The organism is Viridibacillus sp. d25.2 (assembly GCF_055456015.2).
Genome location: NZ_CM196652.1, coordinates 1,012,300 through 1,034,913, shown reverse-complemented (window position 1 = coordinate 1,034,913; position 22,614 = coordinate 1,012,300). Strand labels below are relative to the sequence as shown.

General features: G+C 37.0%; 16 protein-coding genes and 2 pseudogenes. 4 read left to right on the top strand and 14 right to left on the bottom strand.

Annotated features, from left to right (window positions below; translation table 11 throughout):
• Positions 1–7: 7 nt before the first annotated feature.
• The 9 genes from ACZLO7_RS05030 to ACZLO7_RS04990 form a co-directional block, all read right to left on the bottom strand.
• Positions 8–829, bottom strand: a complete 822-nt coding sequence (locus ACZLO7_RS05030) for a sulfite exporter TauE/SafE family protein (RefSeq protein ID WP_464938411.1) — start codon at positions 827–829, stop codon at positions 8–10.
• Complete coding sequence (locus tag ACZLO7_RS05025) at positions 829–1,686, bottom strand: DUF72 domain-containing protein (protein ID WP_464938410.1); 858 nt, start codon at positions 1,684–1,686, stop codon at positions 829–831. The genes ACZLO7_RS05030 and ACZLO7_RS05025 overlap by 1 nt, the downstream gene beginning before the upstream one ends.
• A 175-nt stretch (positions 1,687–1,861) precedes the next feature.
• Entirely contained in the window at positions 1,862–3,259 is a 1,398-nt protein-coding gene (gene sufB, locus ACZLO7_RS05020; RefSeq protein ID WP_427735245.1) for a Fe-S cluster assembly protein SufB, read from the bottom strand.
• Positions 3,260–3,288: 29 nt separating this feature from the next.
• The gene (sufU, locus tag ACZLO7_RS05015; RefSeq protein ID WP_427735246.1) at positions 3,289–3,732 is read right to left on the bottom strand and encodes a Fe-S cluster assembly sulfur transfer protein SufU; all 444 of its coding nucleotides are present in this window, start codon (positions 3,730–3,732) and stop codon (positions 3,289–3,291) included.
• Positions 3,719–4,951 (bottom strand): cysteine desulfurase, encoded by a 1,233-nt coding sequence (locus tag ACZLO7_RS05010; protein ID WP_464938409.1) that lies wholly within the window; start codon positions 4,949–4,951, stop codon positions 3,719–3,721. Before ACZLO7_RS05010 ends, sufU begins: the two co-directional genes overlap by 14 nt.
• The gene (sufD, locus tag ACZLO7_RS05005; RefSeq protein ID WP_464938408.1) at positions 4,951–6,258 is read right to left on the bottom strand and encodes a Fe-S cluster assembly protein SufD; all 1,308 of its coding nucleotides are present in this window, start codon (positions 6,256–6,258) and stop codon (positions 4,951–4,953) included. The genes ACZLO7_RS05010 and sufD overlap by 1 nt, the downstream gene beginning before the upstream one ends.
• 17 nt (positions 6,259–6,275) lie before the next feature.
• A complete protein-coding gene (gene sufC / locus ACZLO7_RS05000) occupies positions 6,276–7,058 on the bottom strand; it encodes a Fe-S cluster assembly ATPase SufC (RefSeq protein WP_464938407.1) in 783 nt (260 codons plus the stop codon).
• A 535-nt stretch (positions 7,059–7,593) separates the two neighbouring features.
• Entirely contained in the window at positions 7,594–7,803 is a 210-nt protein-coding gene (locus tag ACZLO7_RS04995) for a DUF6440 family protein (protein ID WP_464938406.1), read from the bottom strand.
• 206 nt (positions 7,804–8,009) lie between these two features.
• A complete protein-coding gene (locus ACZLO7_RS04990; RefSeq protein WP_464938405.1) occupies positions 8,010–8,603 on the bottom strand; it encodes a DUF2441 domain-containing protein in 594 nt (197 codons plus the stop codon).
• A 195-nt stretch (positions 8,604–8,798) separates the two neighbouring features.
• On the opposite strand from ACZLO7_RS04990, the gene ACZLO7_RS04985 reads away from it, so the two are divergent.
• Positions 8,799–9,668, top strand: a complete 870-nt coding sequence (locus tag ACZLO7_RS04985) for a polysaccharide deacetylase family protein (RefSeq protein WP_464938404.1) — start codon at positions 8,799–8,801, stop codon at positions 9,666–9,668.
• A gap of 365 nt (positions 9,669–10,033) precedes the next feature.
• Here ACZLO7_RS04985 and ACZLO7_RS04980 read toward each other — a convergent pair whose 3' ends face one another.
• From ACZLO7_RS04980 to gltB, 4 genes are all read right to left on the bottom strand, one after another.
• Positions 10,034–10,816 (bottom strand): HEAT repeat domain-containing protein, encoded by a 783-nt coding sequence (locus tag ACZLO7_RS04980; protein ID WP_464938403.1) that lies wholly within the window; start codon positions 10,814–10,816, stop codon positions 10,034–10,036.
• Positions 10,817–11,023: 207 nt separating this feature from the next.
• The gene (locus ACZLO7_RS04975) at positions 11,024–11,467 is read right to left on the bottom strand and encodes a flavoprotein (RefSeq protein ID WP_464938402.1); all 444 of its coding nucleotides are present in this window, start codon (positions 11,465–11,467) and stop codon (positions 11,024–11,026) included.
• 1,352 nt (positions 11,468–12,819) lie between these two features.
• Entirely contained in the window at positions 12,820–14,301 is a 1,482-nt protein-coding gene (gene gltD / locus ACZLO7_RS04970; RefSeq protein WP_464938401.1) for a glutamate synthase small subunit, read from the bottom strand.
• A 17-nt stretch (positions 14,302–14,318) separates the two neighbouring features.
• Entirely contained in the window at positions 14,319–18,839 is a 4,521-nt protein-coding gene (gltB, locus tag ACZLO7_RS04965; RefSeq protein WP_464938400.1) for a glutamate synthase large subunit, read from the bottom strand.
• Between the two features lie 122 nt (positions 18,840–18,961).
• On the opposite strand from gltB, the gene gltC reads away from it, so the two are divergent.
• Positions 18,962–19,864 carry a glutamate biosynthesis transcriptional regulator GltC gene (gene gltC / locus ACZLO7_RS04960; RefSeq protein WP_464938399.1) on the top strand — a complete coding sequence of 301 codons (903 nt, stop codon included), beginning with the start codon at positions 18,962–18,964 and terminating at the stop codon, positions 19,862–19,864.
• Positions 19,865–20,170: 306 nt separating this feature from the next.
• Positions 20,171–20,405, top strand: a pseudogene (locus ACZLO7_RS04955) (IS5/IS1182 family transposase); the annotation flags it as partial.
• A gap of 155 nt (positions 20,406–20,560) precedes the next feature.
• On the opposite strand, the gene ACZLO7_RS04950 reads toward ACZLO7_RS04955, so the two are convergent.
• A complete protein-coding gene (locus ACZLO7_RS04950) occupies positions 20,561–21,727 on the bottom strand; it encodes a dicarboxylate/amino acid:cation symporter (RefSeq protein WP_464938398.1) in 1,167 nt (388 codons plus the stop codon).
• Between the two features lie 584 nt (positions 21,728–22,311).
• On the opposite strand from ACZLO7_RS04950, the pseudogene ACZLO7_RS04945 reads away from it, so the two are divergent.
• A pseudogene (locus ACZLO7_RS04945) lies at positions 22,312–22,488 on the top strand (IS5/IS1182 family transposase); the annotation flags it as partial.
• Positions 22,489–22,614 lie beyond the last annotated feature (126 nt).

Below are 22,614 nucleotides of genomic sequence, written 5' to 3'. Positions count from 1 at the left end.
CTTACTTTCAAATTAACGCATCAACGATTGAACGAATTCCGAGAAGTAATAATATAATTCGTAAAACAAGCACTAATGTATCTGATCTAATACGTTTATTTAGCGCTGCTCCCATTTTCGCCCCAATATAAGCCCCTGGAATGACCGGAATTGTATACATCCAAGGTACATTCCCTAGGTAAATATGGCTTGCTGAGTTAACGATAGATGATAGAAATACCATGAACATGGATGTAGCAACTGCCACATGAGGTGGGAACAAGAATAATAAAATCATCGCAGGAACAATCATTGATCCCCCACCAATTCCAAACAAACCCGAAGCAAAACCAATTGCAAATGTCAGTAATAATGCAAACCATACCGGATAGCCATAAACAAAGGCTTGACCATCTTCACCGATAAATGTTCTTTTTGTTCCATGATCTACAAACCATTTAACTGGCTTTAATTTGTCTCGAACAATTAAGATCGTTGCTAAAATAATTAATAAAATACCGAAATATAAATTAAATGATGGCAAATCTAATCCTTTATTCACCCACGCACCAAAAATTGTTCCAGGTACGCTCCCAGCAAAGAAAATCACGCCACTCTTATAGTCAACTGTTTTCGATTTCATATAAGACAATGTGGATGCTAATCCAGTAAATATCATCATAACTACAGATATACCTACTACTTTTTGTGGTGTTATATCCGGAATTAAGCCAAGTGTGAGGCCTACAAACAATGTAGCTGGTACTAATATTACGCCCCCACCTAGGCCTACTAAAGCGCCAATTAGGCCTGAACATAACCCAATTACAGCAATTAATATATATTCCATTATGATTCTCCTTCAAAAAAATCTAATTGTTTTGGAGATAATCCTTCATATTGTACTCCCAGCATTTTTTGCAACTGTTTTGCATTTTTTGCTGCATCATTTCCAGAGTTATTATTAAATAACACAAACACATCGTTTACTTGCTGTTGTAACGCTACAATATGTTGTTGTAATCCTTTTAATTCTTCATCATTATAATTGTAAAGAAAACGAATTTTACGCCATTCTTCATTATTGCCAGGATTTCGCCAACCATGTACATTACGACCATGAATCCGTACAAGGACACGTTCACTTGTCGCTTTTGGTACAAGTGGTACTGAACCTTCACCTGCCTGTGGCTCATCACAAATTGTATGTATTAAACCCTCTTGACGTAAAAAATCCAATGTACCATCCATAAATTTTTCGCTATACCAAGTTCGATTCCGAAACTCAATCGCTACAGGGAAATTCTTTAATTGTTGCTTCACATAGCGAATATACGTAACATTTTTTGCTTGGCAGTCAAACCAGGGTGGGAACTGTACTAAGATCATTGCAAGCTTTCCCGCTTGTTGAAAAGGTTTTATCGCAGTTTTAAAAGCCTCAAACATTTCTTCTCTTGTTTCATACGGATTATCTTGCCTCAAATGACCTGTCATGCCTTGGTATGCTTTTACGACAAACTGAAAATGTTCGGGTACTTCTGCAATCCACTTCCGGACATTTGATTCAGAGGGAATGGAATAGAATGAAGTATCCACTTCAACAACTGGAAAATGCCCACTATAATCAAATAATTTATCCCGTGCTGTAGACAACGGACTATAAAGATCAGGATGATCTCCCCATCCAGTTAAACCAATATATATCATCTCATATCCCCCATTTTCAGCTTATAGTTTATGATAGCATAAGCCTCTTCTGTGTTAGAACAGATTAACCCTAGCACTTTTTCAACTAAAGAAGACATTCTAGTTATACGAAAAAAGCTTCGGCATCAATTTGGGAATCCAAATTGAGTTGCCGAAGCTTAAAAGTTAGCTCTGATTAACCAATAGAGCCTTCCATTTCGAATTTGATAAGACGGTTCATCTCTACTGCATATTCCATTGGAAGTTCTTTTGTGAATGGCTCGATGAAGCCCATTACGATCATTTCTGTAGCTTCTTGCTCAGAAACACCACGGCTCATTAAGTAGAACAATTGCTCTTCAGATACTTTTGAAACTTTTGCTTCATGCTCTAAAGAGATTTGATCATTCATAACTTCGTTGTATGGAATTGTATCAGACGTCGATTCGTTATCCATGATTAATGTATCACATTCGATATTTGCACGAGCGTTGATTGCTTTTTTACCAAAGCGAACAATACCGCGATATGTTACGTTACCACCATGTTTAGAAATTGATTTTGATACGATTGTAGAAGATGTGTTTGGTGCTAAGTGAATCATTTTCGCACCAGTATCTTGGTTTTGTCCACGCCCTGCAATGGCAATTGATAATGTCATACCACGAGCGCCTTCACCTTTAAGGACACAAGCTGGATATTTCATTGTTAATTTAGAACCGATGTTACCATCAATCCATTCCATCGTAGCGTTAGCATCACATACTGCACGTTTCGTAACTAGGTTATAAACGTTGTTAGCCCAGTTTTGAATTGTTGTATAACGGCAATATGCATCTTTTTTGATGATAATTTCTACAACAGCACTATGAAGAGAGCTTGTTGTATAAACAGGAGCAGTACATCCTTCTACGTAGTGTACACTTGCACCTTCATCAACAATAATTAATGTACGTTCGAATTGACCCATATTTTCAGAGTTAATACGGAAGTACGCTTGTAGAGGTGTTTCTAGTTTCACACCTTTTGGTACGTAGATGAACGAACCACCTGACCATACTGCAGAGTTTAATGCAGAGAATTTGTTGTCTTGTGGTGGAATTGTTTTACCGAAGTACTCTTTGAAAAGTTCTTCATTTTCACGAAGTGCTGAGTCTGTGTCTTTGAACACAACACCCATATCTTCAAGTTCTTCCTTCATGTTATGGTAAACAACTTCAGATTCATATTGTGCAGAAACACCAGCTAGGTATTTTTGTTCTGCTTCAGGGATACCAAGCTTATCAAATGTTTCTTTGATTTCAGCTGGTACTTCATCCCAAGATTTTTGAGTTGCTTCTGAAGGTTTTACATAATACGTAATCTCATCAAAGTTTAACTCAGAAAGGTCGCCACCCCATTGAGGCATTGGTTTTTCATAGAAAATCTCAAGTGATTTTAGACGGAAATCTAACATCCATTGAGGCTCGTTTTTCATTTTAGAAATTTCTTTAACGATATCAGCAGTTAGTCCACGTTTTGAACGGAAAATAGATACGTCCTTGTCATGGAATCCATACTTGTAATCGCCAATTTCAGGCATTTTTTTAGCCATCGTTTCTCCTCCGTTCAGAGTTCAATAATTTATTTATTTTCAGATTCGTTTTGCACGCCTTTTTCCATTGCTTTCCAAGCCAAAGTTGCGCATTTAATACGAGCCGGGAATTTCGAAACACCTGAAAGTGCTTCTACATCACCTAAATCGATCGAATCATCATAGTCTTTTCCAAGCATCATATCAGAGAAAATATGTGCTAGGTTTTGAGCTTCCTCTACTGTTTTCCCTTTGACTGTTTGCGTCATCATGGAAGCAGAGGACATTGAGATGGAACAACCTTCTCCATCAAATTTAGCATCTTCAACGATGCCATTATTTACTTGTAAAGTTAAACGGATACGGTCGCCACACGTAGGGTTGTTCATATCGATAGTGACATTACTACCTTCAAGAGCCCCTTTGTTTCTTGGCTTTTTATAGTGATCCATAATAACTGAGCGATAAAGTTGATCTAAATTATTCAAAGACATCAGCAAAATACTCCTTCGCAGTGCGCAACCCTGCAACAAGACGGTCAATATCTTCCTCATTGTTATAAACATAGAAGCTAGCTCGTGCAGTTGCAGTACATTGTAACCATTTCATCAGTGGCTGTGCACAATGATGTCCAGCACGTACAGCAATGCCGTTCATATCTAGAACTGTTGCTACATCATGTGGATGAACATCATCTAAATTAAATGTTACAAGACCTGAACGTTTTGCAGGGTCAAGTGGTCCATAAATTGATAAACCATTAATTGTTTGCATTTTGTCTATAGCATAACGCGATATATCATGTTCGTGTTTTTCAATCGTGTCTAGACCGATTTCTTGAAGGAAATCAATAGCTGCACCTAATCCAATAGCTCCAGCAATGATTGGAGTACCACCTTCAAATTTCCAAGGTAGCTCCTTCCATGTAGATTCATGAAGTCCTACAAAATCGATCATTTCGCCACCAAATTCAACCGGCTCCATGTTTTCGAGAAGCGCTTTTTTACCATATAATACACCAATACCAGTTGGTCCGCACATTTTGTGTCCAGAGAATGCTAAGAAATCACAATCTAAATCTTGCACATCTGTTTTAAAATGAGGTACACCTTGCGCTCCATCAACAACCATAACAGCTCCATGCTCATGAGCTATAGCTGCGATTTCTTTGATCGGATTGATCGTCCCTAAAACATTTGAAGCATATGCCATTGAGACGATCTTTGTTTTGTCAGTAATTGTTGCACGCACTTTATCTAATGATAAAGTACCATCTGACTCTAAATCGATATATTTTAATGTTGCACCTTTTTCCTTCGCAAGTTGTTGCCAAGGTATTAAGTTAGAATGGTGTTCCATATAAGTGATGATGATTTCATCGCCTTCACCTACATTTGTACGCCCATAACTTTGTGCAACTATATTTAATGCAGTAGTAGTCCCTCTTGTGAAGATAATTTCTTCAGTCGAGTTTGCATTGATAAATTTACGAACTTTTTCACGAGCACCTTCATAAGAATCTGTTGCTCTGTTCCCAAGTGTATGAACTCCACGGTGAACATTGGAATTTTCGAATTCGTAATAGTTTTTGATTGCTTCAATTACTTGAATTGGCTTTTGAGAAGTTGCAGCACTATCAAGATAAACAAGCGGATGCCCGTTAATCTCTTGATTTAATATCGGGAAATAGCTTCGAATGTCATCTTTGATCATTAGCGAACTTTCCTTTCGATAACCTCCGTCAGTTGCTTTTTAACGCCCTCGATAGGCAATTTGTTTACAACTGGCGCAAGGAATCCGTGAATAACTAAACGTTCAGCTTCTTCTTTCGCAATACCACGACTCATTAAATAATACAATTGAATTGGGTCAACGCGTCCAACAGATGCTGCGTGTCCAGCAGTTACATCATCTTCTTCGATTAATAGAATCGGGTTAGCATCACCACGAGCATTTTCGCTAAACATTAACACACGTGATTCTTGTACAGCGTCTGCTTTCGTAGCACCATGTTCGATTTTACCAATACCGTTGAAAATAGCTCGAGAAGAATCTTTCATTACGCCGTGTGTAAGGATGTAACCAGTAGATGCTTTACCCCAATGGCGAACTTCAGTTGTGAAGTTTTGACTTTGCTCTCCGCGACCAACAACAACTGATTTACTATCAGCATTTGAACCGTCTCCGATTAAATGTGAAATGTTTTCAGAAATAGTATCACAGTCATTCATTAAACCAGTAGCCCATTCGATAGTTGCGTCACGATGTAGAATACCACGACGGTTAACATATGTCGTTAAACCTTTTGCAAGTACATCTACAGCACCGAAAATTACTTTTGCATTATCATTTACGATAACTTCAGCAATAATATTCGCTTGTCCAGTTGCTTCTTCAACAGTAGAAAGATAGTTTTCTACATAAGTAACTGAACTGTTTGCTTCAGCAACAACTAATACATGGTTGAATAATGATGCTTCTGCGTTGTCATGTAAGAACACAACTTGTAGAGGTTCTTCAATAATTACGTTTTTAGGAACATAAACGAAGACGCCACCGTTAACTAATGCAGCATGTAATGCAGCTAGTTTGTGAGCATCAGCTTTTACGCCTTCAGTCATATAATATTTCTTCACTAAGTCACTGTGTTCGCGACTTGCAGTGATAATGTCTGTCATAATAACACCCTGTGCTTTTAGCTCTTCAGAAAGTTCTAAATATGCAGGTGTATTATTGTGTTGGATATAGATGTTATGTTGGTTTTCAACATCTACGATTGATTTCACTTCTTCTGGAAGTTCTTCTAGTGATGCATATGTTGTACTTTCTACAACATGTGTTGGAAATTCTGTGAAATTCCATTTTGTAATATTAGTTTTATCTGGTTTTGGCAATGGTAGCGTTTCTACGTTCGCTAGTGCACTTTCACGAAGCTCAGTTAACCAGCTTGGTTCATTGTTCGCTTCAGAGAAGGAGCGTACGTCTTGAGCGGTTACCGCCAATTTTGTTTCAACCGTCATTCTGCTCGTCCTCCTTCTTATGCTTCTTGTTCAGCAGTTTCTTCGTCTTCAATGCCTAATTCTTGTTTAATCCAGTCATAACCTTCAGCTTCAAGTTTATGAGCTAATTCAGCACCACCAGATTTCACAACTTTACCTTGCATCATAACGTGTACTTTATCTGGAGTGATGTAGTTAAGTAGACGTTGATAGTGAGTGATCATTAAGCAGCCGAAGCCTTCGCCACGCATTTCGTTGATTCCTTTAGAAACAACTTTTAATGCATCGATATCAAGACCAGAGTCAATTTCATCTAAAATAGCGAATTTTGGTTTAATCATCATTAATTGTAGAATTTCGTTACGTTTTTTCTCACCGCCAGAGAAACCTTCGTTTAAGTAGCGTTGAGCCATATCTAAATCCATTTCAAGGAATTCCATTTTCTTATCTAATTCACGGATAAATTTCATCAGTGAAATTTCGTCACCTTCTTCACGACGTGCGTTAATAGCAGAACGTAAGAAGTCAGCGTTTGTTACGCCAGAAATTTCTGATGGGTATTGCATACCAAGGAAAAGACCAGCTTTAGCGCGTTCGTCTACTTCCATTTCAAGAACATCTTCACCATCTAAAGTGATTGTCCCTGAAGTTACTTCATATTTTGGATGACCCATAATAGCAGAAGCTAAAGTAGATTTACCCGTACCATTTGGTCCCATGATTGCATGGATTTCGTTTGTATTGAGTGATAGATTTACACCCTTTAAAATTTCTTTCCCGTCAATTTCAACGTGAAGATCTTTGATTACTAATGTTGACATTCGATTACCTCCATTTGAGTTCAATGAATGGTTTCCCATTTCTAATTTAATATCATTCTAATCTTAACTTAAAAAGAAGTGGCTTGCAAATCTTTTGAAAATTATTCTCACTTCCCCTGTAAACAGTAGGTATTCACTAGCTTTACATCAAGTATACTAGCAATTCTTTGCTATTTATTAAAATTATATTCATTTTCATTCCTGATACTCTAATTGAGAATCGATTTCACTCTCAGTGTAGTGATAACCTTATTTTTCTGTGAATTTATGTATTTTCATATAACTTCTTTCGACAAATATTATCGTTTACAGCCTATTAATTTACTATACATCGCTATTTTTCGCAAAAAAGCCTTATAAATATAACGGGTTCTGTTTTGAAGTACAAAAAGCAAAATCGCAGGTTAAAAAGACAATTAATTAGCACACTAAAAGGTACTGCAATTCGCAGTACCTTTTTTTGTACAACTTGGTTTGATATTTCGTGAATCAAAATTTAACAAAAGCACACTATAGTTGAACAAGATAAAGTATGTTATTCATTATTTTGTTTTATCATTGGTTTTCCATCCTTATCCAACAAAGGGGTTATTCCCCCTGAATATCCACTCCAACTAAATAAATAATGAATTCCTGTTTCGTTATCTACTATTATTCTGTTTCCATTAGCCACACCATTTTCTGTAAAGATTTCTTCAAATCTCTTCTTTGACCCTTTATTCTTCTCTGTGTCTTTATTAAACATTTTTTCGCCCCCATATTGTTAACGATATTACTGAAATTTCAAATAACCCCTTTTTATACTACGCTCTTACCAGGTGATTATTACAAAAGTAGTAAAAAGGCAACAATTTTCTTGAAAACTACCTATTGTATTAACCTGCTCAGTTAGTTCAATAAGAAAAAGGCTCTACTCCTACAGCATTCATACCTTTAACGACTTTCCAGAATTTAAGATGAAAAATCATCAACAATTTCTACCACTTCAATTTTTCCATCTATCAAAAGTTCAGTAAGCTCGTGTTTAACGTTACCCTTCCAATATTCTCTAGCTTGTTCAATTTTTTGAGAGAAAGGAACCCCATCCTCCTTTGGTAAAAGGTTTGCATCACCTTCAAAATAATTCCCAATAACTCGAAGTTTAACAATCTGCAAAACATTACGATTGTATGAATCAAATATTTCTTTCCATTTCAAAGCGTCTTCATAGCTTTTAGCAGCGTATAAGCACGACAATCTTGAAGGATAATCAGGATGTTCTTGTAGTCTAACCATTTCTACTAGCACTTCTCTAATAGCTCTGATGGTTTGTCCCACATACTTAATAGCTACTTCGGCATTCTCTTTACTAATGTTCAAGCCCTCATTTGTATAATGACCGTATAAAATCTTGATAAAGTCTTCACCTTTAGCGTTCAATTGTTCCCTTTCAAAAAAGAAGCTATATAAGGTATTTTTCTGGTTCTTGTCAAAGTTAATTATCTGCCCCATGCTCATTTTATTCCTAGTAACGATATGATAAACATAAAATTCGTTCTCGTTCATGATCCGCCCCCTGTGATCTTCATAATTAACTCTTATTTTACCAGAATAAGGGAGTATATATTAAACTAACCTGCACCGTTAGTTGAACAAAAAATGAAATTTTTATTACGCTAAACAACTATGAGAAATAAAAACACATTCAGGTTAGAATAGCCATCGCTAAAACGGGTATCAATATAAAAAGGAGATGAATGGATGAAAGAACGAATATTCAAGTGGTTGTTGGTTACGGGGTTTTTATTTTGTTTGCATATAACAGATATCATGATTGTTTATGCTAATGAGGGACCCTTGGCAGATGTATCGAAGCAATGGTTAAAAACGGACTTACGAGATGATCCGGAAGAAGATTTACCTGACCTTAAAGGAGGATCTGAAAATTCCGGGCGGGATCCTCTGCAGCCTGTTGACCTAAGAATTTTACAACAACGGTATCCAGAAATATTTTTCTTAAAAGGTCCTACTGATCAAAAACGAGTTGCTTTAACTTTTGATGATGGTCCTGATCCACGTTTTTCAAATGATGTATTAGATGTATTAAAACAGTACAATGTACCAGCAACATTCTTCGTGTTAGGTTCAAAAGCCGTTGCAAACCCTGAAATTGTCAAGCGAATGCAAAACGAGGGTCATGTAATCGGAAACCATACCTACACCCATCCTAACCTTGTCAAAGAATCCGACCTCGGAACCCTAGAGCGGGAAGTAACTAGAACGGAAGATGCTCTTAACGACATTATTGGTTACCGGACAAAATTATTTAGACCACCATATGGCTTCTTATACAATGAATTAGTCGAGAAGCTTAGGGAAATGAACTATTACGTGATTGCCTGGTCGGTTGATTCGTTGGATTGGCAGGAAGACCCGCCGGAAGTTATTGCTTCGAATGTAGTAGACAACATTCATCCAGGCGCGATTATTCTCATGCACGATGGGGCAGAATCGGGTGGAGATCGAACGAATACGATCGAATCACTTCACCAAATTATCCCAAAACTACAAGAGCAAGGTTATGAATTTGTCACAGTTCCAGAATTGTTGAATATCTCCTTTAAGAAATAGAATGCATCTCTTACATTTACCTTTAATATTTTTTCTTGAAGGCTTTTTTTGTATTACTAAATGGGGTACCACCAACATGTTTACAAAAAGCACATCTATTGCATTAAAAAAGACAAAGAAGACATATTCCCCGCGCTAAAGGGAATATGTCTTCTTTTTTAAGACACTCAAACTCTCATTAATTAATAACCATATTTTCTTCCCCATATCACTACCCCAATCACTGATTACTGACACACTATATAGTCGCTATTATTATTTTTCTTGTTCTACTAACCTCCCATTTAGTTGAACAAGAAAAAATGAGCTGTATGAACAGCTCAATAATCTTTTGCTAAAGCCTCCGTTAGTTGAATAGCAATGTTCTATTTGTTCCTAATCATAATTTTTTCAATTGCATCCAAAATATCCCTCTTCATAATTGGATATTCAGTAACTGTCCATAACGTAAACAATTTAGCAATTATTTCAACTTCACTAATTTGACCTAAAACAAATATCGCAGCAATTTTTTCATCGTCTTCTTCAGAATCCAATGCTTTTAATGCTGCTTCATTTGCAAATCTATCATTTAAATTAAATAGATGAATAATAGCCCAGCCTCTTTTAATATTATTTTCATCTATACTTATTTCACGAATTTCTGAAATATCTAAAGTGGGATCGAAGCGGTTGGAAATACTCTTGAAATTATTTAATGGACGATATTCAAAAGTTGGAATTTCACCTTTTAATTTTTGAATTGTAAAGTCACTAAAAATAATATCGATATAGCCTCCACAAGCAATTTGCATTCTTAAATGATAATTCGAATTGTCGCTTTCTTTATTGAAAAGTTCTAACTTAGCACTATTCTTAAATCTCCCATTTAAATATTCAATTGGGAAATCATTTATCTCCATGTTTAAATGAATACAATTCTTAAAATAAACATTATAATGGAAAACTTCGTTTACATAATGATCTATCCAATTACCTTTACAAGACTGCTCTCCCCACTCTCTTTCGCAGGAGAACTTCATTCTTACGGAATTTTCACCAATACAATCTATGGAAAGAATGAATCCATCATGAAAGTAGTCATTACCAAAAAAATCGTCTAATTGTTTATTTTTTATTTGTTTAATTTCATTTTCAAAGTTATACATCTACATACCTCAATTATTATTTATTCGATTTATGATTCAAATAGCCTTTCCTTCTTCAACTAACCTGCCTCGTTAGTTTAATAAAGAAAAAAGAGCTGCCAAAGCAACTCAATGATTTTTAATTAGCGCCCCCGCTAGTGAAAAGGTGTACCCAGCTGGATGCCCCATAATTAGGATTAAGCCATTATATAAATTTACTTTAAGCTGCTAATCTCGCTGTAATAATGCGCCATTTTGTTTATCGTATATTTTATAATGTATACCAAAATCAGAACCTTCATAATAGGTAACTTCGCAATACGCCTTTGTTAATGAACCTTTGTCCCAATGATTTGGAGGTACACTAAAAAACAAATCCTCCGAAAACGTAATATCTAAATAAGAACTTTTTGTAGTGCTCCAGTATTCAACTGCACACGCACCCTTTACTATGTCGTGATCTCCCTTTAAAATCTTAGGCATCACCGTTAGGGCATCCCAAAATACGACGAGAGATAATAGGGCACTTAATAAGAGTCCAAGCTGGATTCCATAGTATTTAATATGTGGTAAAGGTTTCTTTTTTCGATTCTTTCTCATATACACAATACCTGCTATACATAAAACAAAGCCTAAAATCGTTAATGAAAATGCGCCTATTAGTTCCATCATTTTACTTTCACCTGCTCTGTCTATCGTATTGATTCATTTTACATCAATTTTAGTAGTGTTTTAATTTCCTGCAATAGTTGAATAGCAACAATCTTTGAGAAAACAGCCTATTTATAAGAACTATTTATTATAAATGAGATTGATTATTTAACTCTACTTATTCTACTAAAGATCCCGTTAGCTTAAGTACATTAGTTCACATAGACTTCTTATAAGTAACAAGAAAAGGTGCCAACAAAGAACCAATTATAAAAATAGCTATGCCAAGTGTCACAAGACCATTGCTAAAAGGGGACAGGGAATACGCGAAGATGAGCATTGGAAGAATAGTAAAAGAGACAAAAATAAATCTGCTTGGTACTGTTATCTTATGTGTTGTATCGCATACGTTATATTTAATCGGTTTATAATTCCGCCAAAAGAATGCACCCGTTAGCCATCCATGCAGCACAAAATAGTCCTGCACCACAGAGAATGAAAATGGTTAGTGGAGTCAATACTAATAATCTGCCGAAAACAATAGTCTTATTAATGTCCGCTCTCCTCTTTTTTAACGATTAGGCAGGGTCTTTTTAAGTGTTGTCATTTTTCTTTTCTTGAAGAAATTAATTTTCATGGTAGTTGAAGAAGAAAAATCACACATTTTGGAATTCATAGACTCTTTGAAAACCGCATTAGTTAGTTTCAAATTCTAATATCTTCCTGAAATTAATATAAATAAGAATAAACTTGACCAAAGTAAACCAAATAAAAATATTAATATTCTTTTAAACCGAGTTGAAGATAAACTAAAAACTAAACTAACTACTACCAAAATTAAATCTGTTACCCCGTAAGCAGATAACATTTCAATATCTTTATCTTTTGTGTAGATTGCACAATACATTAATGCAAATCCAACCAATATCATCAATGAAATCATTATTATTGCAGTCAAGTTTTTCAGTCCATTCCTTGTTTATTACATAAACAATATTAACAGAAAGCAGATAATAAAATAACTGGATAAAAGTCAACTTAACTAAGCATACATACTCTTTATTGAAGACGGAAAATCAAAGTTAATATTCAACTATGCTGCCCTGTTAGTTGAATATAGTTCCTTGCCATTTAAATTAACAATTTAACTAATTCGAGCGGAAAAAAGATTATGTATTCGCATCGTTATAGGACTTTCTATAATGTAACTTTAATAATGAGATTTGATATACCCAATTGTTAAAAAGCCGCTTTATATCAATTAAAAAAGGATATCCAAATCATTTCGATTTGATATCCTTTTTATAGTGTTTTTTTAGTTTTGTACTCTAAAACATAACCCATTATTATAATTAGCATTTTTAGATATTCTACTATTGTATAGCAGCGCATTTCGATAAATATGCATCAACACTTACTGCTACACCACGGCCTTCTTTAATCGCCCAAACAATTAGACTTTGACCTTTACGTGCATCACCTGCAGTAAAAACACCATCTACATTAGTAGCATATTTTTCCCGAACTGACGCAATTTTGTTGTTCGTTACTTTAACACCAAATTGTTCTGGTAAAGCGTGCTCCACACCTTCAAAGCCGATTGCAACGAATACGTGTTGTGCAGGCCATATTTTCTCAGTTCCAGGTACTTCTTCAAAATAAACGTAACCTTCATCATTAATAACTTTATTCATATGGATTGTGTGTAATTCTTTCACATGACCTTTTTTATCCGCTACAATTTTCTTTGTTTGTATGCAATACTCTCTTGGGTCTTTACCATACTTCCCATCCGCTTCAGCATAGGCATAATCTAATTTATAAATATGAGGGTCAGTTGGCCATAAATTATCGTCAGCACGATTAACAGGTAACCGAGGATGCTTACCAAACTGTACGACGCTATTACAATTTTGACGAATTGCTGTAGCTACGCAGTCAGCCCCTGTATCACCACCACCAATAACGATAACATCCTTTCCATTTGTATTAATAAACTTTCCATCTTCAAAATTAGAATCCAGCAAACTTTTTGTTGTTGAAGTTAAATAGTCCATCGCTAAATGGACCCCTTCTGATTCGCTTCCTTTCATATGAAGCGCGCGTTGCTTTGTTGCACCAGTACACAAAATGATAGCGTCATTCCCAGCTTTTAACTGTTCAGCCGTAATATCCTTACCTACTTCGGTATTTAAGACAAACTCTATGCCTTCTTCCATTAATAATTGAATACGACGTTCCACAATATCTTTTTCGAGCTTCATATTCGGAATACCGTACATTAACAAGCCACCAGCTCTGTCAGCTCGCTCATAAATAGTAACCGAGTGTCCGAATTGATTTAATTGATCCGCTGCAGCAAGTCCTGCTGGTCCCGAACCGATGATGGCAATTTTTTTACCTGTACGTAGCTTAGGCATACGTGGTTGAATCCAACCATTTTCAAACCCTTTATCTATAATAGTAAGTTCAATGCTTTTAATAGCAACTGCAGGGTCTGTGATTGCTAGTGTACATGATCCTTCACAAGGCGCCGGACACACGCGCCCTGTGAATTCCGGGAAATTATTTGTAAGTAATAAACGCTCTAATGCTTCCTTCCATTTACCTTTATACACTAAATCGTTCCACTCAGGGATAACATTATTAATCGGACAGCCCGCAGCTGTACCGCGAATCTCAATTCCCATATGACAAAATGGTGTCCCACAATCCATACATCTAGCACCTTGGATTTGAAGAGCTTCATCGGTTAATCTCGAAGCATATTCCTTCCAATTCTTAATGCGCTCTAGTGGTGGCTGTTCCTTTCCTATTTCTCGACGATATTCCATAAATCCAGTTGGTTTCCCCATCTAGAACCCCTCCTCCATTATTTATTGGAAAGCACTACTTCCTCTTTTTTAGACGTAGCTAAAAATGCTTTCATTGCCGCATCATCGGCAGATAAACCTTCAGCCTTTAAATCACTAATGCGATTAATCATTTTCTTATAGTCTGTAGGGACAACTTTTAAGAATTTAACCACAGACTGAGACCAATCAGTTAAGATTGTTTTGGCTTTTGAACTATCTGTATTCAAAATATGTTCTTCAATTAATGTACGAACAAATTTTATCTCTTCCTCATTTTCTAAATCCTCAAAGCCTATCATTTCTGTATTGCACTTTTCTTTGAAAGTTTTTTCATCTTCTACTAAAACGTACGCAATACCACCGGACATACCAGCTCCAAAGTTCTTGCCGACGTCACCTAAAATAACAACATGGCCCCCAGTCATGTACTCACAACCATGATCCCCTATTCCTTCAACAACAATATCCGCCCCACTGTTACGTACTGCAAAACGTTCTCCAGCTCGACCATTGATAAATGCTTTACCACTCGTAGCACCGTATAAACAAACGTTTCCGGCAATGACATTTTTCTCAACATCGCCTTTTATTGGTGCAGAAACGACAACTTTACCTCCTGATAGTCCTTTACCGAAGTAATCATTTGCATCTCCATCTACATGCATAGACATCCCTCTAGGAATAAACGCACCAAAACTTTGCCCAGCTGATCCTGTGAAATGGAGTGAAATTGTATCGTCCACTAAACCTCTTTCACCATAACGTTTCGATATTTCACTACCGATAATAGTACCAACAACTCGGTCTGTGTTTTTAATCGGATAATGCAGTTTAATAGGACTTCCATCTATTATCGCTTTCTCAACCGAGCTAAGAATTTCACGCATATCAAGAGAATCTTCGATTTTATGATTTTGTATCACTTGTTGAGTACGAGGTCCTTTAGATTGATACAATAAAGCCGAAAGATCTAATTGACCAGCTTTCCAATGATTTTTAGCCCTATCACTAATTTCTAAAACATCTGTGCGGCCAATCATTTCATCCATTGAACGGAAACCAAGCATAGACATATGCTCTCGTACTTCTTCAGCAACAAATTGCATGAAGTTTACGACGTGATCCGCATTTCCCATAAATTTCGCTCTTAGCTCTGGATTTTGAGTAGCTACCCCAACTGGACATGTATCTAAATGACAAGCTCTCATCATTACACAACCAAGGACGATTAATGGCGCTGTTGCAAAACCATACTCTTCAGCTCCAAGTAAAGCCGCCATAACGACATCTTTTCCTGTCATCAATTTACCATCCGTTTCTAAAATGACACGATTACGTAGACCATTTAACATGAGTGTTTGATGCGCCTCAGCAAGACCAAGCTCCCACGGTAATCCAGTATGCTTAATACTCGTTTTCGGCGAGGCTCCTGTTCCACCGTCATATCCACTAACAACAATTACGTCAGCAGCACCTTTCGCAACACCAGATGCGATTGTACCGACCCCTGCTTTTGAGACCAGTTTTACACTAATACGCGCATGACGATTAGCGTTTTTCAAATCATGAATCAGTTCAGCCATATCTTCAATAGAATAAATATCATGATGCGGTGGAGGTGAGATCAATCCTACACCTGTAGTTGAACCACGAACATCCGCTACCCATGGATATACTTTATTGCCAGGTAACTGGCCACCCTCACCAGGCTTTGCCCCTTGTGCCATTTTTATTTGCAACTCATCTGCATTCACTAAGTAATGGCTCTTTACACCGAAACGACCTGAAGCAATTTGTTTAATTGCACTTCGACGATTATCTCCATTAGCATCGATTTCATAACGGCTCGGGTGTTCCCCACCTTCACCACTATTACTTCTACCACCTAGTTTGTTCATAGCGATTGCTAACGTTTCATGCGCTTCCTGACTTAATGATCCAAATGACATGGCACCTGTTTTAAAGCGTTTGACGATTGATGCAACAGATTCTACTTCTTCTAGCGGAATACGACGCTTTGCTTTTTTGAATGCAAATAAATTACGTAAGAAGCCAATTCGCTCTTCATTTGCCATTTCAGCATATTGTCTGTAAAGACCGATATCCCCTTTACGCGCAGCCCATTGCAATGTATGAATTGTTTTTGGATTAAAGGCATGGTGTTCACCCGTGCTTCTCCATTGGAAATCACTACCCGATTGCAATACTTGCTCAGTAGACTTTACCGCTTCTGCATGTTTACGTAGTGCCTCTTTCCCGATTGTTTCTAAATCAATGCCACTTAATTGTGAAGCTGTCCCAGTGAAATATTTTGCAATCACATCTTTGCTAATACCCACAGCTTCAAAAACTTGTGCACCACGATAACTTTGTACTGTTGAAATACCCATTTTAGACATGACTTTGACAACTCCATCTGCAATGGCTTTCGTATATTTGGTAACTGCCCTATCATATGTTTGTGTCAAATGACCATCTTTTATTGCTTGATAAATTGAAGCAAATGCTAAATAGGGGTTAATCGCATCTACACCGTAACCGATTAAAGCTGCAAAGTGATGCACTTCACGTACTTCAGCAGACTCTACAATAATGCTCACTTTCGTACGGTTTCCTGTTCTCACTAAATGTTGATGAATACAGCTAGCAGCAAGTAATACTGGAATCGTCGGTGTCTCTACATGTAAAAGGCGGTCAGATAAGACAAGTAATTGAGCACCTTTCGCAATCGCCCGATCCGCTTCTTTCATTAGTCTATTTAAGTCATTTTCTAATTCTTCTGAAAAATCAAGGTGCAATAATGCACTTTTGAAATTTTCATCATTTACTATTATTTGCTGTAGTTGACTATTTGTAAGAACCGGCGTCTCTAGGTAAATACGGCGACTATTTTTTGCCGTTGGATGTAGTAAATTACCTTCTGCACCTAGAACTGTCATAGTCGACGTAACAATATGCTCACGAATCGAATCGATTGGTGGATTAGTCACTTGTGCAAAAAGCTGTTTAAAATAATTGAATAATGATTGTGGGCGGTCAGATAATACCGCTAGCGGTGTATCATTTCCCATTGAGCCGAGGGGGTCTTTCCCCTCAGCTACCATTGGTACAATATATTTGTGAATATCTTCGTAAGTATAACCATTGACCTTTTGACGGAATAGCAAATCCATTATGTCCTCTGGTTGATCTTCTGTCGTCTTCACAGTCACAAGGTTTTCTTCTAACCATTGTGCGTATGGCTCTTCCCCTGCCATATCTGATTTTAGTTCTTCATCTGAAACAATCCGTCCTTGTTCTAAATCAACAAGCAACATTTTCCCCGGGCTTAAACGTTCTTTATAAGCGACATTTTCTTCCTCTACATCAACTACACCAACTTCAGATGAGAAAATGATGTAGTCATCCTTTGTGACATAATAGCGAGCTGGTCGTAAACCATTACGATCCAAAATTGCACCAATTTGCTTACCATCAGTAAAGCAAATCGCTGTTGGCCCATCCCAAGGTTCCATTAAACAGCTATGATACGCATAAAACGCTTTTTTCTCTTCTGAAATATGTGGATTCTCAGTCCACGGTTCCGGTATCATCATCATTGCTGTAAGAGCAGGCGAACGGCCGGCTAAAACGAAAAACTCAAAGGCGTTATCAAGCATTGACGAATCACTACCACTCTGGTCAATAATCGGTAGAAGCTTCTCTAAATCATCCCCAAATGCTTCTGAAACAAATTGTTGTTCACGTGCTTTCATCCAGTTAATATTGCCACGTAATGTATTGATTTCCCCGTTGTGAATAATGTAGCGATTTGGATGTGCACGTTCCCAGCTCGGAAATGTGTTTGTGCTATAACGCGAGTGAACTAATGAAAATGCTGATGCAAATCGCTCATCTTGCAAATCCGTATAAAATTCATCCACTTCTTGTGGTGTTAGTAAACCTTTGAAAACCATTGTTTGGCTCGAAAAACTTGCACAATAAAACTTCTTGTCATTTTTTGTTGCCCAGTGCTCTGTTTGCTTACGAACTAGATACAACTTACGCTCAAAGGCGAGGGAATCACTGACATTAGCAGCTTTTATAAACACTTGACGAACAACTGGAGCCGTTTTCTTAGCAGTGTCACTTAAAGGGGCTATGTTGATTGGTACTGTTCTCCAACCTAATAACTCTTGGCCTTCTTCAGCAATCAATTCATTCATCTTATTCTCTATATCTTGTCGTTCTGTATCGTCTTGAGTGAAAAATAACATACCTACACCGTAGCGTCCCTGTTCGGGTAAAATCCACTCTGTACAAATCGCTCTGAAAAACGCATCCGGAATTTGAACCATTAACCCAGCACCATCACCCGTTTTGCCGTCACTACCTCGCCCTGCGCGATGATCCAGACGACACAGCATTTCTAACCCTTTCATAACGATGTCATGCGTGGCTTTTCCTTTTAAATGAGCATATAAACCAATACCACAGGCATCATGCTCGAATTGTGGGGAGTATAATCCCTGTGCTGTTGGAAGTTGATGAAATGTCATGCAATCCCTCCCTCTTCACTTAAAAGTGACTTAAATTTATTTTAGATTTCCAAACCGATATAAACAATATATAATTTATATATTATTAATCTAAAAAACAGATGAATGGGAGATGACATACAATGGAACTACGCCAATTACGCTATTTTGTTGCAGTTGCGGAGCTTGAACATATTTCTGAAGCTGCCGAAAATTTACATATTGCCCAATCTGCTATAAGTCGCCAAATAGCCAATTTAGAAGAAGAACTTGGTACAAAGCTATTTGAACGAGTTGGACGAAATGTAAAACTGACACCAATCGGTAAAACATTTCTTGAACATAGTATCGCTGCCTTACAAGCAATCGATTTTGCAAAAAAACAAATCGATGAATACTTAGATCCTGAAAAAGGGACAATTAAAATCGGCTTTCCTACAAGTTTAGCAAGTTTCTTGTTGCCAACTGTCATTTCAGCATTTAAAAAAGAGCACCCCAATGTATCCTTCCATTTACGCCAAGGCTCTTACCGATATTTAATAAGTGCAGTGAAAAATAGAGAATTAAACTTAGCATTCCTTGGCCCCCTTCCCCAAAAAGATGATTCCATTAATACGAATATCTTATTTACTGAAAACATGGCAGCCTTATTGCCCGCGACTCATCCTTTAGCACAAAAAGAATCTATTCATTTGACTGATTTACGAAATGAAGATTTTGTTCTTTTCCCTGAAGGTTATATTCTCAACAAAGTAGCCGTTGAAGCTTGTAAATCTGTTGGTTTCACACCTAAAATTACATCAGAAGGAGAAGATATGGATGCTTTAAAAGGTTTAGTTGCCGCAGGAATCGGTATAAGCTTGTTACCTGAAAGTGCCTTTTATGACTCCACTCCTAGAAGAACTGTAAAGTTACCGATAGTATCACCAGAATTCACCAGAACAGTCGGTATCATTTCACCTACCAATCGTGACCTAGCTCCTTCTGAACAAGTTTTCTTAAGTTTTGTAAATAACTTCTTTTCATTGTTAACTCAATTTAAATAACAAAAAGGCCTTGGAATTATTCCAAAGGCACTGAAAAGGTTCATAAAATGAATTTTAGCCATGGAGGAAACGATTAATTCGTTTCTGCCACGGCTTTTTCTTTGATGCCGTTAATTTCCGTTCCGGCGGACGCTTTCCTGGGGGCGAACCTTGAGCCTCCTCGTCGCTAACGCTCCTGCGGGGTCTCAAAATGTTCGCTGGTTCCCCGAGGAGTCGCCGCCTGCACTCCAATCAACTAGTTTTATCGTTTTTCTTAGTTTCCCTTCTTTCCGATTCAAATCCATACCTAACCCTTTACCCTTTATTTCAGCTTCCATAAAATCAACCGAACATGAAGAGCAAACAGCTTTTCAAAAAGCGGAAAGATTCAAGATTTAGAGGAAAAGCGCTATAAAATTGAAGCTAAGAAGAATAGTAGTAGAAAAATCCTCATGGCTACAATACGGCGAAATCGGCGGGTTTATTTGTCCTGAAATTCCAAGGAGCTTTAACAATATTTGCGGTGAATTTGAAACGTATCTTAAAGCTATTAAATGAATAATAAGGGGAATACAAAAAAACACCGGCACTTTCTGTTCAAAATCGAACAAAAAGTGCCGGTGTTTACTATTGAAGAACATTACATTTTAAAACGTAATTTTTTCAGAACCCCCGATTATTCCGAAGGCCTTTTTATAGAGCTTGTTTATTTTCTATCTATGCTTGCTTTTTAGTACTAAAGCGGTCAACAATCATTGAAAGTGCACCGTCACCTGTTACGTTTGTTGCAGTACCAAAACTATCTTGTGCAAGATATAGAGCAATCATTAACGCAATCATAGTTTCATCAAAACCTAACATTGATTGAAGAACTCCTGTAGCTGCCATTACTGCCCCTCCCGGCACACCAGGTGCTGCAACCATCACAACACCTAACATGAAGATGAAAGGTATCATCTCAGTTAAAGTATAGGCTTGATTATTTAACATCATTACGGCAATTGAACATGTTGTTAGTGTTATTGTACTACCTGATAAGTGAATTGTTGCAAATAACGGAACTGTGAATCCTGTTACTCGTTCTGAAGCACCTGCTTTACGTGCTTGCTTTAATGTTACCGGAATCGTCGCAGCTGATGACTGTGTTCCAAGAGCTGTGAAGTATGCAGGTGCCATTGTTTTTAATAAATAGAACGGATTTTTTTTATTAACAGCGCCTGCCACTACATATTGTAAAACTAAAATACATATATGCATTAAAATGATTAATAAAAATACTAGTGCAAATACTGAAAGAATTTTTGCCACTTGACCAGCGAAAGTCATGTTTAAGAAAATGCCAAAAATATGGACTGGTAATAGTGGTATAATAATTTTCGAAATTACTTTATCAATAATCAAATTAAATTCATCAAAGAATTTTTTCATAACTTCACTATTAATAGCTGCCATACCGATACCAAGGATGAAAGCTAGTAATAACGCCGTCATAACACCCATCAATGGAGGCATATCAATTACTACGAATGTTTTCGCCAAAGATTCCTCTGGGTTAGCAAATTGCTCACTACCCGAAGTTGAAATTAACTTAGGTAGAATATTTGACGCTATGAAGAATGCAAAGAATCCAGCGATTAAAGTAGAGAAGTACGCAAAGAACGTTGCTAGTCCTAATAACTTTCCTGAACCTTTACCTAATTGTGCAATTCCAGGTGCAATAAACGCGACGATCAATAACGGTACGACGAAGTTTAAAAAATTCCCGAATAAGCCATTGAATGTTGCAAATATGCGAACGCCATCTTTCGGCATGATAGTCCCAAGTAAAGCCGCCAATATTATCGCTACAATAATTTGCGGGAGTAAACCAAACTTGATTTTCATAAATTGTCCTCCTCATAAATACATATGTCTTTTCTAAAAGCATAAGCACACTTTATCACACCCACTTATTAAAGTGAATAGTTTATTAATTATCCAAAAAATTAAGTATTTTCTGATAATTATAATTAGAACGTAATAATTAAGTAATTACGAGGTTTACGCACTATTTATTCTATAGAATCCCTTAAGTATTAAAAAAAATACCAAAGCAAATTCCGAGTGCACTGAAAAAGTCCATAAAATAAATTTTAGCCATGGCTTTTTCTTCGATGCCGTTAATTTCCGTTCCGGCGGACGCTTTCCTGGGGGCGAACCTTGAGCCTCCTCGTCGCTAACGCTCCTGCGGGGTCTCAAGATGTTCGCTAGTTCCCCAAGGAGTCGCCGCCTGCACTCCAATCAACTAGTTTTATCGTTTATCTGAGTTTTTCATTCTTTCGATTCAAACCTAACTATTTATAATGAAAGGACTATTCAAGGTGGAACTGTCCATGATTTCTAAACAAGAAACATTCACTCTAAGCCCTTATATGGCGCTTTACGATTTAAATGTGCCTAAAGAGAATATGCTTCGTCAAATCAAGAGATTCAAAGACTTAGCGAAAAGGCGCCATATAATTGAAGCGAAGAATAGTGAGTTGAAAAATCAGCATGGCTACAATATGGGAAAATCGGCGGGTTTATTTGGCCTGGAAGTTCAAGGAGCTACAATAATATTTGCGGTGGATTTGAAACGTATCTTGAAGCTATTAAATAAAGATTAAGGGAAATACAAAAAAACACCGGTACATTCTGTTCAAAATCGAACAAAAAGTGCCGGTGTTTACTATTGAAGAACATTACATTTAAAAACGTAAGTTTTCAGTGCCCTCGCAAATTCAGCTGGGGCG